Raw genomic sequence first — 13,477 nt, forward strand, 5'->3', positions numbered from 1 at the left:
CCCATGTGAGAGTAGGTCATCGTCAAGATTAAATTCCGAAACCCCTATCTGCGTATGCAGGTAGGGGTTTTGTTTTGTCTGCGAGAAAGTACGTGAGCAACCTGACTAGGTTGTCCGCGCTCGTTTCCACTGCTTGGCCAGACGCACATAGACAATCACGTTGATCAGCAATACCAGGCTACCCAGCCCTAGCTGAATCATTGGGGTCAGCCCGGCCGGGTATATCAACGGCCACACATAGTGCTCGATGAAACTGTCGCCGTAACCGTCCTGTCCGGCGGTTTGGCGCAAAAAGTTTTCCCAACGAGTCAGCGGACAGATGAGCTGGAAGACTTCGACTGCTACACCCCACACGGCTGCGGGCAGGTGCCACCAGATCACATGCCGCCATTTGAGCGTCAGTAGGCCGCCGAAGAGCATGAACAGAATGAACAACAGATGAAACAGCACCAATCCGTCGGCGGCGATTCGGTAAACCATGACGACTCCGTCCTCTAACGTACTTCCATAGCATCCGGGTATGCGGTTTTATTGAAGTGAGACTGTTCGACGTCACCAAAACCTTACGTTCTCATCGTGATTCTTTGTCCTTCCTTTCGCCACCTATACTCAAAATACAGTGGTTGGAAACGCTGGCTGTTCCGTTCGGACAGCGGATAGGTTAGCGCTGTCGTGTCATTTTTAGGGGACTGCGATCTTGAATCTGCGTTTCCTGCTCGTTGTCTTGCTAGTGGTGTTGGCAGGATGTGTCACAGTGCATCGCGCCTCCGAGCCGACTGCGCCGGTTGTGATCTCGGAAGCGACCTGGCAGCAGATTGATAAAGACATAGACACCGCTTCGTTGGCCTCCAAAGGGGTAGTCAAACGCTACACGCGCAGCGCCATGGAACGCTGGAGGGAGCAGGTCTATCAGCGCACCGAAACAAACTTCATCCCTTGGTTTACTGATTATTGGACCCAGCAATGGCTCTCCATGAAGGTGGGCTGGTACAAGATGAGCAGCGGGGGAGAGGTCGATCCTGTGGCAAACCGGTTAACGGTCTACCTACAGGAGCAATACCATGAGCGCGTGCTGGACCCTGTCGCCAAGGTCACCGATCCCAACGTGATCATGGCCGACGCAATTACCCTCTATTTACAGACCCTCGGCGCGCATCTCGTCGAGATCCAGCAGCATTACAGCGCACCTCAAGATCAATTCGACCGTCGACTGAGCGACATTCCAGCAATCGCGCTGGCACCTCCCCCTGCACGCAACGCTTCGCTCTATCAAATTGCTCACGCAGAACCGGTTACCAAGCTGCCAGCCTATCAGGCCTTGATCGAACGAGTCCGCAGCGCTAACAGCGGTGCGGGAGCCGGGTTGTCGGACGCAGGTATATCGTCGGTGGCCAAGCGAGCCAGTGAAAAACTCGAGGGCCAGATCGCCACCCAAAGTGTCGCCAGTGCTGTTGCTGCGGCAGTTGGTCGAGTAGCAGGCACAGTGATTTCCGTTGTGACGGCGGGTATCGGCGCCTTCTCGAACGAGAATGATCGACCGGAGACAGAGGTGCAGCTGCGCAAAAGCCTGGGTGACGCGTTCGACAAAGCGTGGCTTGGGTTGATGGAGAATGAGGCCAACGGGGTGATGGCGGGGGTTTACTATATTTCGGGACAAATCGAAGGCAATCTCGCCAAAAACCTGCCGGTCGTGCCCGGACCTGTGCCATTAGAGACTCCTCTGCAAAGCGATCAGACTCTTCAGTAACAACATGAATAGCCTGCACACCCGCTACTCAGCAGGAGGACATCCGTTGAGGGGCGCGCTGGCCATTTTATTGATCAGGCTGGCCAGTCGTTTTACGTTGTTCTGATGAGCCGCCACCAGATCATCGATGGTCGATCAACTGTCCGGCGCGGCGGGCGCCATCAAAAACTGCGCGTGCTTGAGGATCAAGAACACGCAGTCAGTGGTTCGATTGATGGGCGAGAGACGCTATTCGCCGCGAATGTACTGCTCCAATTGCTGGATCAGCTCGGCTTGCTCGGCAATGGCTTCCTTGACGAGGTCGCCGATGGACAGCAAGCCCAGCAGCTGGCCATTTTCCACCACGGGCAAATGACGCAGGTGCTTGTCGGTCATGATGTTCATGCAGGTTTGCACGGATTGATGGGAGTCCACTGTAATCACCGGCGAGTTCATGATGTCGCTGACGGGTGTACCGACCGAGGAACGACCTTTGAGCACCAGTTTGCGCGCATAGTCGCGTTCACTGATCACGCCAACTATTCGACCCTCTTTGAGCACCGGCAATGCACCGACGTTTTTCGCGGCCATCACCATCAGGGCTTCGAGCACCATCTGATGCGAGTTGATGGTATGAACCTGCTGATTCTGTTCGGCCTTTAGCTTGAGCAGTTGCGCGACGGTCTTCATGGGGCCTCTCCGGTGTTGTATTTATTAGGCGTCACCAAGCGCGCTGACGCTTATACAGAATCATAGACGCACGCCAACAGAGCAAGAGGGCAAAGCGGCATTCAGGGGTTCTAAAGCGTCATGGGAGAGTGTTTCTGCTATCAGCAGCGCTGTTTCGTGCTCTTGGCAGTCGCTGATAACCCGGGCGGGTTATCAGCGTCCTGGCACGCTCACTTAGCAGTAGCGATCGATCACGCACACGTCGGATTGATTCTGTGCGCTCTTCCACACCTGATTCAGAGTTTCAAGAACACGCCCGACATAGTCTTTGTCAGCGGCGGCTTTCTTGCCAACATAACCCTGGCCACGACGGTACATCTTCAGTCGGGCACGCAAGTCACGTTTGTTCTTTTCGAACTCATCTTCATGGGCGTGGGGCGACAGGCAGTCGATGTGCACCTGGCCAGACTCGGCAATCCACAGGATATGGCTGTCATGGCTGTCTTTGTGTGCCGCGAACATCCGAGCCAGTTCATCAATAGTCGGTTGATTGTTCAGATTCATGTGTAAGCCCCTTGACCAGTATTTGATCTGTCTAGTTGGTTCGCTAATTCACTTCTCTACGTCGGTAAGTTGATATCTGGTACCGAAACCAGGGCGACAGTGGGTGTCTGCCGAATATCGGCAGGGCCTTGAGCAGGATGCATGTAGTCTTGCCGAGAAACTGCTACGCACTGGCGGCACAGCGGGGAGAAACAGCGATTACCTGGACGTTGCTACCGATATTATTCAGTTCGGCCACAAGCACCTTGAGGATTGATCGCCAGCGTTTCTCGTCCTTGTACTGGACGCGCATGCCGGGTCAGCTTCATCAATCTGCCTTGTGGGCAGTACACATCCGGGAGCAGCTCGGCGGTCAGTCGAGCCGTTTCACAACACTTTTGCCAACGCTCCCGATCGGGGAGACGTCCGCATCATGCAAGGGGAAAAACAACTCGTCAACGGTTTTGTAGTGAATATTTTCGATCACTACATAAAGCGCTTTGACGTCTGCAGGTCGGCCTAGAGCCTTGTCCTACAATCACTTGCGGGACAAACGCAAAGGCAGCCTTGAGCATCGATGACGCGTAGAATCACCCTGTGAAATAGTCTTCGAGGTTGCAGTGGTGGATTTACAGCGGGGCTTCGTCTTGACCCGGCATTGGCGCGACACCCCGGCCGGCACGCAAGTCGAGTTCTGGTTGGCGACCGATCAAGGCCCGAGACTTGTCCGGCTGCCGGTTCAGCCGTCAGTGGCGTTCGTTCCCGAGCAGCAGCGCGAGCAGGCCGAGTTGCTGTTGCGCGGCGAGCAGGGCGTCGAGCTTCGCCCACTGGGGTTGCAGGATTTTCAACATCGGCCAGTGTTCGGGCTGTATTGCCAACAGCATCGCCAGTTGATGCACCTCGACACGCTATTGCGCAGGGCCGGTGTCGATGTCTTCGAGGCGGATATTCGTCCGCCGGAACGCTACCTGATGGAGCGCTTCATCACTGCGCCCGTGTCGTTCACTGGAACGGCAGACGACTCCGGTACGCTGCTCGACGCTCATCTCAAGCCTGCACCAGACTATCGCCCGCACCTGAAACTGGTTTCGCTGGATATCGAAACCACCGAGCAGGGCGAGTTGTATTCGATAGCACTGGAAGGCTGTGGTCAGCGCCAGGTCTACATGCTTGGAGCGCCGAATGGTGATGACTCGCTGGTGGATTTTGCGCTTGAGTACTGCGACTCCCGGACCCTGTTGCTGAAAAAACTCAACGAGTGGTTTGCGCTACACGACCCCGATGCAATCATCGGCTGGAACCTGGTGCAGTTTGACCTGCGCGTGCTGCACGAGCATGCCCGGCGTCTGGCGGTGCCGTTGCGTCTGGGGCGTGGTGGCGAGGAAATGCAGTGGCGCGAACACGGCTCGGGCAACAATCACTTCTTTGCTGCCGCCGCTGGCCGGCTGATCATTGATGGCATCGAGTCGCTGCGTTCGGCGACCTGGAGCTTTCCTTCGTTCAGCCTGGAAAACGTCGCGCAGACGCTGCTGGGCGAAGGCAAGTCGATCGATAACCCGTATCAGCGCATGGACGAAATCAACCGCATGTTCGCCGAGGACAAACCCGCACTGGCGCGCTACAACCTCAAGGACTGCGAGTTGGTGACGCGGATCTTTCACAAGACCGAACTGCTGACCTTCTTGCTGGAGCGCGCCAGCGTCACCGGTTTGCCGGCAGATCGCAGCGGCGGTTCGGTAGCGGCATTCACTCACCTCTACATGCCGTTGATGCACCGTCAGGGCTTTGTTGCGCCGAACCTCGGCGAGCGTCCTCCGCAGGCCAGTCCCGGCGGGTTTGTCATGGACTCGCAACCGGGGTTGTACGAATCGGTGCTGGTGCTCGACTACAAAAGTCTGTACCCGTCGATCATCCGTACCTTTTTGATCGACCCGGTGGGGTTGGTGGAGGGCTTGCGCCACCCCGACGACAGTGAGTCGGTGCCGGGCTTTCGCGGTGCGCGGTTCTCCCGGACGCGGCATTGCCTGCCGGCGATTGTTGCGCGTGTATCGGAAGGCCGGGAAGTCGCCAAGCGCGAGCACAACGCGCCGCTTTCCCAGGCCTTGAAGATCATCATGAACGCGTTTTATGGTGTGCTCGGTTCCAGCGGCTGCCGGTTTTTCGATACGCGCCTGGCATCATCGATCACCTTGCGCGGGCACGAGATCATGCTCAGGACTCGCCAGCTGATCGAGGCCCAAGGGCATGCGGTGATTTACGGTGACACCGACTCGACTTTCGTCTGGCTGCGGCGTGCCCATGGTCAGGAAGAAGCGGCGCAGATCGGCCGAGCGCTGGTGGAGCACGTCAACCAGTGGTGGCGCGATCATTTGTTGTGGGAGTTCGGTTTGCACAGCGTGCTCGAACTGCAATTCGAAACGCACTTCCGGCGCTTTCTGATGCCGACTATTCGCGGTGCAGAAGAGGGCAGCAAGAAGCGCTATGCCGGACTGGTGACGCGCGCCGACGGTACTGACGAAATGGTCTACAAAGGCCTGGAAACCGTGCGCACCGACTGGTCGCCGCTGGCCCGGCAATTTCAACAGGAGCTCTACCTGCGGATCTTTCACCGTCGGCCTTATCAGGATTATGTTCGCGAGTTCGTGCGCGCGACATTGGCCGGTGAGCACGATGACTTGCTGATCTATCGCAAGCGCCTGCGCCGTCCATTGGACGACTATCAACGCAACGTACCGCCCCATGTGCGCGCCGCGCGCCTCGCCGACGAATACAACGATCAACAAGGCCGGCCACGCCAGTATCAGAGCGGTGGCTGGATCAGTTACGTGATCACGGTGGCGGGGCCCGAACCGCTGGAAACCCGCAGCGCGCCGATTGACTACGACCATTACGTCAGTCGCCAGCTTCAGCCGGTGGCGGACGCGATCCTGCCGTTTGTCGACGACGACTTCAGCACGCTGATTGGCGGGCAATTGGGTTTGTTCTAAGCCTCAGACCATCGCCAGTCGATGCTTGCGGGTGGGGGCGCGAAACGCTCGATCAAGCGACTGAAGATCTTCAGCGTCGAGCTTCAATTCGCCAGCGGCGGCGTTCAACCGCACGTGCTCCTGATGTACGGCTTTGGGGATGGCAATCACGCCGTCCTGACGCAGCAGCCAGGCCAGTGACACCTGGGCCGCAGTGACGTTATGGCGTGCGGCGATCTGCTTCAGTGTCGGCTCGACCAGAAGGCCCCCGGCCTGGGCAATCGGACAATAAGCCATCAACGGCATGCGCTGTTGCTGGCACCAGGGCAGCAGGTCGAATTCGATGCCGCGCTCCTCGAGGTTGTAGAGCACCTGATTGGTCGCGCAGGCCTCAGAGGCCAATTCGTGCAGGTCCGCCACATCGAAATTGGACACGCCCCAACGGCCAATCTTGCCGTCGTCGCGCAGGCGTTCGAAGGCTTCGACGGTTTCTTCCAGCGGAAATTGCCCACGCCAGTGCAGTAAATACAGATCGATGTAGTCGGTGCCCAAACGGCGCAAACTGCGTTCGCAGGCTTGGGGAATACCCCGATGGCTGGCGTTGTGCGGATAGACCTTGCTGACCAGAAACACCTGATCACGAACACCGGCAATGGCTTCGCCAACCACTTCCTCTGCACCACCCTCGGCATACATCTCTGCGGTGTCGATCAGCGTCATTCCCAACTCGATGCCGGTGCGCAATGCGGCGATTTCACGGGTTCGTTGTTGTGGGGCTTCACCCATGCGCCAGGTTCCCTGACCAATCACAGGGACGGGTACGCCGGCCAGTTCGAGCGTTCGCATGACAACCTCCAGACGAGACTTGATGAATAGAAATTGGGCCGCAGCGAAGCCAGGAGGTTCTATCGCACACTCGACGCAATCCATTATTTATATTTAAAATGAATAAATATCTAGTTATTTATTCCTTTTTTTGCTGTTCGATCAGGTGCATTTTAGGGGCTCGCACAGCAGTGCTCACGTAGCCCAATTCGACAGGAAGCGTAGTCATGACCATCAAAGCGATCAACGTCCGCAATCAGTTCAAAGGCATCGTCAAGGAAATCCTGGAAGGGCCGGTGGTCTCTGAAGTCGATGTACAAACCGCCTCCGGTATTGTCACTTCCGTGATTACCACGCGCTCGATTCGCGATCTCGAATTGGTGGTGGGCAGCGAAGTCATCGCATTCGTCAAATCCACCGAGGTGTCGATCGCCAAGCTCTGACACGGGTGTAACAGCTCGATGTTCCGTGCGCCGGGCAAATCATGGGGGCAATCTGAAATCGAGTAGGAGGCGGCTTCGCAGCCGCCGTCCTCTCACACCACCGTACGTACGGTTCCGTATACGGCGGTTCGGGTTAAGCGGCTAAGCCGGGTTATCGTGTCCAGTATCGAGACCAGCCCGAGTCGATCCCAGAGTTTCTTCGGCAGCGCCTGATTCATATGGGGTGCTCCCGAATTCCACCAAGGGCCTCGACCGTTGAATGCTGAGTGACAAGCACGAGCTTCGTTGAGCCCTAGACGCATTAAGTTGCGCGCCCTCGTAGAGGGCTGCTTCCATTGGCGCCAGATGATACAGCGAAGTTTGTGACGCACCCAGCCATCAAGATCCTCAAGTGGCCGCTTGCTCTGACTCAACTTGAAGTAGCCAGCCCAGCCGCGCAGCACGGGGTTTATCCGCTCGATGACGCTCGCCATCTTGTGGCTTCGCATTGTGCGCAGCAGGCTTCGAAGTCGGTCGCGCAAGCGATCCAGACTCATCGTTGCCACTCTTAGTCTCGGCTGTTGATGCCAACTCATTCCATAGCCCAAGTAATCACACATCCACGACCCGGCTACTCGGCTCTTTTCCCGGTTCAGCGTCAGTTTCAGGCGCTGACTCAGGAAACGCTCGACGCCAGCCATCACTCGTTCGCCGGCGCGACGACTGCGCACATAAATATTCGCGTCGTCGGCATAACGCACGAAACGATGGCCCCGCCGTTCCAGTTCGTGGTCGAGTTCGTTGAGCAGGATGTTCGAGAGCAACGGCGAGAGCGGGCCGCCTTGCGGCGTCCCTTCCTGCCGTCGGCTGACGAGTCCACCTGACATCGTTCCCGCCTCGAGATAACGGCGGATCAGCGTGAGCACCCGCTTGTCTTCGATCTGACGCGCCACGTAAGCCATCAGGACATCGTGGTTGACCCGATCAAAGAACTTCTCCAGATCAAGTTCCACACACCAACGGTGACCCGCAGCCACATGGGCACGGGCGGTTTCGACGGCTTGGTGAGCACTTCTGCCCGGACGAAAACCATAGCTATAGTTCGAGAACAGCGGATCGAAGATTGGCGTGAGCTGTTGCAGCAACGCCTGCTGGATCAAGCGATCCACGACGCTGGGGATGCCCAGCTGACGGGTGCCGCCTTTGGGCTTGGGGATGTTGACGGTGCGTACACCTTGCGGGTGATACTCGCCAGCCAGCAGCCTCGCCTTGAGGGTTGGCCAATACTGTTTCACGTAGCCTGCCAAGTCGTCGACCGTCATGCCATCGGCACCCGGCGCCCCCTTATTGCTGACCACGCGGTGATACGCACGCTTGAGGTTGGCCGGTGCGAGCACCCGCGCCATCAGCGTGTCCGGCTCCGCGTTCGTCCACATCACAGACGCCGTCGATGTCTGCGCACTGCCAGCCGTCATCCTCGGATACCGTCCGGAACTTGGGGTCACAGTTCTCCTGCGGAGAAATTTCTGCTTTTTCGACATTCAACGAGACTCTGACGCCTACTGGCGGCATAACCTGTTCGGCCCTTGGTGGCAGGGTTATTTGCCACTTACTACGGCCTCGGCTGACTTCTGCTCGTTCATCCCGTCGCCTCACGACGCTCGGTAGCACAATGGCAAATGTGCAGATCTCCCAGGGTAATTCGCGCGACCTTCCTGCTTATGCCTGTCGGATCTACGTCGCAGCGTTCCGTGCAAGTATTGGGCTTCGAGGAAGTTTGCCCCCTGACCCCGCTGCGCCGCCTCTATCCGCTTCCTGTTCGTCAGGCCAGCATTTTGCCTCGGGCTTCCTTCAGATTCGCAGTCGCCCGCGACACCCTTGCCTCTGGCTAACACTTCCCCTTGCCGGGTGTGTAGAGGACTTTCACCTCCAAGTCACCAGCGAGGCCACCACAGCCAAGCTGGTTGCGCTAACGCGCAACGCGCCATGCCTGGCGCACAAGCAAAAAGGGCGCCCGAGGGCGCCCAAAATCACCTTAACCGAGGAGCCAGGTGAGGCCGTTCGTGTAACTGCAGCGGTGGTAAGGCGCTGCGTGAACGGAATGGCGTGGTGCGCCCGGCAAGGGCGCGCCGTTGTTTATTTGCCGAGTTTTACCCGGGTTCAGTCGCGGTGAAACGCGACGGCGTTAAGCCGTCGCCCCGATCTGTTGGGTAACAGGTCGTTGTGAAGCAGGCTGTTTCCAGGATTCGCTCGCGGTCTGATCCATGGCTTCCTGAATCGCGCGTTTGCGATTGGCTTCGGCTTTGCGGCTGAAGTACCAGACCATGAACGTGACGATCGAAACGGCCAACAGAATCAGGCTGGCCACGGCATTGATCTCGGGCTTCACGCCCAGACGCACGGCCGAGAACACTTCCATCGGCAGGGTGGTCGAACCCGGGCCGGAGACGAAGCTCGCCAGCACCAGATCGTCCAGCGACAGGGCGAACGACATCATGCCGCCCGCGGCCAGCGATGGCGCGATCATCGGGATGGTGATCAGGAAGAACACCTTCAATGGCCGAGCACCGAGGTCCATGGCCGCCTCTTCGATGGACAGGTCCAGCTCACGCAAGCGCGCCGAAACGACCACCGCCACATAGGCGGCGCAGAAGGTGGTGTGGGCGATCCAGATGGTGACGATGCCACGTTCCTGCGGCCAGCCAATCATCTGCGCCATGGCCACGAACAGCAGCAACAGCGACAGACCGGTGATCACTTCCGGCATCACCAACGGCGCGGTGACCAGGCCGCCGAACAGCGTGCGGCCCTTGAAGCGGGTCACGCGGGTCAGCACGAAGGCGGCGAGGGTACCCAGCGCCACTGCGGCAATCGAGGTGTAGCAGGCGATTTCCAGCGAGCGCACCACCGAGCCCATCAGTTGAGTATTGTCCAGTAGGCCGACATACCACTTCACCGACCAGCCGCCCCAGACCGTCACCAGTTTCGAGGCGTTGAACGAGTAGATCACCAGAATCAGCATCGGCATGTAGATGAACGTCAGGCCGAGCACCAGCATCATTCTTGAAAATCCGAAACGGTTCATGCCCGTCCCTCCATCTCTTTGGCTTGGCTGCGGTTGAACAGGATGATTGGCACAATCAGGATCGCCAGCATCACCACCGCCAAGGCAGACGCCACCGGCCAGTCGCGGTTGTTGAAGAATTCCTGCCACAGCACGCGGCCGATCATCAGGGTTTCCGGGCCACCGAGCAGTTCCGGAATCACGAACTCACCCACCACCGGAATGAACACCAGCATGCAGCCTGCGATGATGCCGTTCTTGGCCAGCGGTACAGTGATTTTCCAGAAGTTGTTGAAGTTGCTTGAACCCAGGTCCGATGCGGCTTCCAGCAGGCTCTGGTCATGCTTGACCAGGTTGGCGTACAGCGGCAGCACCATGAACGGCAGGTACGCATACACCACGCCGATGTAGACCGCGGTGTTGGTGTTGAGGACTTCTATTGGCTGCGAAATCAGCCCGGTCCAGAGCAGGAAAGCGTTCAGCAAGCCGTTGTTGCTGAGGATACCCATCCAGGCGTAAACGCGGATCAGAATCGCCGTCCAGGTCGGCATCATGATCAGCAGCAGCAAGACGTTCTGCGCTTCCTTGCTGGCCTTGGAAATGGCGTAGGCCATCGGGAAACCGATCACCAGGCACATGGCCGTGCTGAGGAAGGCCATTTTCAAGGAGCCCAGATAAGCCGAGATGTACAGCTCATCGTCACCCAGCATGGCGTAGTTGCCGAGGTTCAACAGCAGCTGGAATTTCTGTTCAGCGAAGCTGTAGATCTCGGAATAGGGTGGAATGGCCAGGGCTGCTTCGGAAAAACTGATCTTCATCACCAGGAAAAACGGCAGCATGAAGAACAGGCACAGCCACAGGAATGGAATACCGATCACGACTTTACGGCCGCTCGGCAAAAACCGCTGAAACTGCTGAGTGAGCGTGTTCATGCGCGCAGTACCACGCCGCTGTCGTCTTCCCACCAGACGTAGACGTGGTCGTCCCAGGTCGGGCGTGTGCCACGGCGTTCGGCGTTGGCCATGAACGACTGCACGATCTTGCCGCCAGGCAGCTCCACGTAAAACACCGAGTGCCCGCCGAGGTAAGCAATGTCATGCACTTTGCCCTGGGACCAGTTGTAACGGGTCTTGGGTTTGAGGGTGCTGACCAGCATTTTTTCCGGGCGGATGGCGTAGGTGATCGACTTGTCCTGCACCGACGTACTCACGCCGTGGCCGACGTAGATCTTCTGCTCAAGATCCGGGCTGTGAATGATCGCGTGACCTTCCAGGTCTTCCACAACGGTGCCGTCGAAGGCGTTCACGTTACCGATGAACTCGCAGACCATGCGGCTGACCGGTGCTTCATAGATGTCGACCGGGCTACCGATCTGGGCGATCCAGCCCAGGTGCATGATCGCGATGCGTTGGGCCATGGTCATGGCCTCTTCCTGATCGTGGGTCACCATCACGCAGGTCACGCCGACGCGCTCGATGATTTCCACCAGCTCGAGCTGCATCTGTGAACGCAGCTTTTTATCCAGTGCGCCCATCGGTTCGTCGAGCAGCAGCAGCTTCGGCCGTTTGGCCAGCGAGCGGGCCAGCGCAACACGCTGGCGCTGACCGCCGGAGAGCTGGTGCGGCTTGCGTTTGGCGTACTGGGTCATGTGCACCAGCTTGAGCATTTCTTCGACGCGGGCTTCGATTTCGCTGGCGGGCAGACGGTCCTGCTTCAGGCCAAAGGCGATGTTCTGCGCCACGGTCATGTGCGGGAACAGCGCGTAAGACTGGAACATCATGTTGATCGGCCGCTCATAGGGCGGCATATCGGTGATGTCTACGCCATCGAGGTAGATCCGCCCTTCGGTCGGTCGCTCAAAGCCTGCCAGCATGCGCAGGAGTGTCGATTTGCCGGAACCCGAACCGCCCAGCATGGCGAAGATTTCGCCTTGGTAGATGTCCAGGGACACATCGTCTACGGCAACGGTTTCGTCAAACTTCTTGGTTACGCGGTCGACTCTCACCAGAACCTTTTTCGGTTGCTGATTACCTTCTAGAGCCTTCCTGTAAATGCTGGAGGCGATTGCCATGTGAAACTCCCAACAGGTGTCAGTCGTCGGGCCAATGCGGCCTGACGTAATAGTTGATTGCGAACCCGCACTGAGCAGGCCTGATTCGGCGCCGCCTTCCTGGCTGCCGGGTGGTGCTTTTTGTTCTAGCGTTGTGTTGTATTCGTGAATGGCTGGCGCGCACGGGCGCACCCGCCGGGCTCACGGGGGCAGTTAAATCGTTGAGTGCTGTTTGAGGTCGTCAGTCAGCGCGTATTACGCCGCGCCGCCCGTTGCCGGCACGCATCGCCGAACGCCTGGAAAATACTCAAGTAGGGAGGGTTGGTCAGGACCTGCCATTCCGGGTGCCATTGCACGCCGAGGGCGAAGGCCTTGCTGTGCTCGACCGTCTCTCTATCAACAGAGAAGGCTTCGATCAGGCCATCGGGAGCGATGGCTTCGGCGCGCAGGCCGGGGGCAAGTCTGTCGATGCCTTGACTGTGAATCGAATTGACCTGGAACACCGGAGGCAGATTTAGCGCTTCGAACACGCCACCCGGTTGCACGGTGACCGCATGAGCCGGTGCGTACTGCACCGCCAGATCCGGATGATCCGCTTCCCGGTGATCGAGCATGCCGGGCAGTTCGTGGACCTTCTGATGCAGGCTGCCACCGAGCGCCACGTTCATTTCCTGAAAGCCGCGACAGATACCGAGCACCGGAACGCCGGCGGCAATCGCTGCACGCAATAAGGGAAGGGTGGTGCTGTCCCGGGCAGGATCGTGAGCCGTGCCGGGTGCGCTGGCGGGGCCTTGATAGTGGAAGGGTTCCACATTCGAAGGCGAGCCGGTCAGCAGCAAACCGTCGAGATGCGCGAGCAGCTCATCGATCTCGGTCAGATCGCCCAAGGAAGGAATGACCACCGGCAGCCCCAACGCCGCGACGCTGACAGCACGCAAGTACTTGTTGCCGCTGACGTGGTAGGGGTGCAGGCCAATCTGTTTGACGCACGCAGTAACGCCGATCAATGGCTTGAGTGCCATTTTTATCACCTCGAAGTTTCACACTTGAACGAGCTTTTCCGGAGCTTAGCCTCGTTGATTTTAATTAACAACTCTCATGTAAAAAATTCTAAACGCCGTACGTCCGATGTTCAGGATTTTTGCTCGCTAAAAAGCTGATGTGGCACTCATGCGCCCTAAAAAGGCCCTAAAAATAACGCTGAAAGGTCAA

Annotated in this window: 11 protein-coding genes and 1 pseudogene; 3 read left to right on the forward strand and 9 right to left on the reverse strand. The window is 58.1% G+C overall.

All coding sequences use genetic code 11. The annotated features are described in order from the left end of the window. Positions 1 to 105: 105 nt before the first annotated feature. Positions 106 to 480, reverse strand: a complete 375-nt coding sequence (locus tag AC1RPZ_RS20450; protein ID WP_493138878.1) for a DUF2784 domain-containing protein — start codon at positions 478 to 480, stop codon at positions 106 to 108. Between the two features lie 217 nt (positions 481 to 697). On the opposite strand from AC1RPZ_RS20450, the gene AC1RPZ_RS20455 reads away from it, so the two are divergent. Then, complete coding sequence (locus AC1RPZ_RS20455) at positions 698 to 1,747, forward strand: hypothetical protein (RefSeq protein ID WP_493138880.1); 1,050 nt, start codon at positions 698 to 700, stop codon at positions 1,745 to 1,747. Between the two features lie 228 nt (positions 1,748 to 1,975). Here the strand turns inward: AC1RPZ_RS20455 and AC1RPZ_RS20460 are convergent, their stop codons facing one another. Together AC1RPZ_RS20460 and AC1RPZ_RS20465 are read right to left on the reverse strand one after the other, a co-directional pair. Beyond that, complete coding sequence (locus tag AC1RPZ_RS20460; RefSeq protein WP_493138882.1) at positions 1,976 to 2,416, reverse strand: CBS domain-containing protein; 441 nt, start codon at positions 2,414 to 2,416, stop codon at positions 1,976 to 1,978. A 213-nt stretch (positions 2,417 to 2,629) separates the two neighbouring features. Further along, positions 2,630 to 2,959 (reverse strand): hypothetical protein, encoded by a 330-nt coding sequence (locus AC1RPZ_RS20465; protein WP_493138884.1) that lies wholly within the window; start codon positions 2,957 to 2,959, stop codon positions 2,630 to 2,632. Between the two features lie 602 nt (positions 2,960 to 3,561). Here AC1RPZ_RS20465 and AC1RPZ_RS20470 point away from each other — a divergent pair. Next, the gene (locus tag AC1RPZ_RS20470) at positions 3,562 to 5,925 is read left to right on the forward strand and encodes a DNA polymerase II (protein WP_493138886.1); all 2,364 of its coding nucleotides are present in this window, start codon (positions 3,562 to 3,564) and stop codon (positions 5,923 to 5,925) included. Between the two features lie 3 nt (positions 5,926 to 5,928). Here the strand turns inward: AC1RPZ_RS20470 and AC1RPZ_RS20475 are convergent, their stop codons facing one another. Continuing rightward, complete coding sequence (locus AC1RPZ_RS20475) at positions 5,929 to 6,750, reverse strand: aldo/keto reductase (protein WP_493138887.1); 822 nt, start codon at positions 6,748 to 6,750, stop codon at positions 5,929 to 5,931. A 206-nt stretch (positions 6,751 to 6,956) separates the two neighbouring features. Between AC1RPZ_RS20475 and AC1RPZ_RS20480 the strand changes: the two genes are divergently transcribed. After that, the gene (locus AC1RPZ_RS20480) at positions 6,957 to 7,172 is read left to right on the forward strand and encodes a TOBE domain-containing protein (protein WP_054598130.1); all 216 of its coding nucleotides are present in this window, start codon (positions 6,957 to 6,959) and stop codon (positions 7,170 to 7,172) included. Positions 7,173 to 7,264: 92 nt separating this feature from the next. Here AC1RPZ_RS20480 and ltrA read toward each other — a convergent pair. From ltrA to AC1RPZ_RS20505, 5 genes and pseudogenes are all read right to left on the reverse strand, one after another. After that, positions 7,265 to 8,723, reverse strand: a pseudogene (ltrA, locus tag AC1RPZ_RS20485) (group II intron reverse transcriptase/maturase). Between the two features lie 613 nt (positions 8,724 to 9,336). Next, the gene (locus tag AC1RPZ_RS20490) at positions 9,337 to 10,236 is read right to left on the reverse strand and encodes an ABC transporter permease subunit (RefSeq protein WP_493138889.1); all 900 of its coding nucleotides are present in this window, start codon (positions 10,234 to 10,236) and stop codon (positions 9,337 to 9,339) included. Then, entirely contained in the window at positions 10,233 to 11,114 is an 882-nt protein-coding gene (locus AC1RPZ_RS20495) for an ABC transporter permease subunit (protein ID WP_493139121.1), read from the reverse strand. Before AC1RPZ_RS20495 ends, AC1RPZ_RS20490 begins: the two co-directional genes overlap by 4 nt. Before the next feature lie 29 nt (positions 11,115 to 11,143). Next, positions 11,144 to 12,286: a polyamine ABC transporter ATP-binding protein gene (potA, locus tag AC1RPZ_RS20500; protein ID WP_493138890.1), complete on the reverse strand. Its 1,143-nt coding sequence runs from the start codon at positions 12,284 to 12,286 to the stop codon at positions 11,144 to 11,146. A gap of 224 nt (positions 12,287 to 12,510) precedes the next feature. Continuing rightward, complete coding sequence (locus AC1RPZ_RS20505) at positions 12,511 to 13,287, reverse strand: gamma-glutamyl-gamma-aminobutyrate hydrolase family protein (protein ID WP_493138892.1); 777 nt, start codon at positions 13,285 to 13,287, stop codon at positions 12,511 to 12,513. Positions 13,288 to 13,477: the final 190 nt, after the last annotated feature.

Source organism: Pseudomonas sp. GW822-FHT02D10, assembly GCF_058802345.1.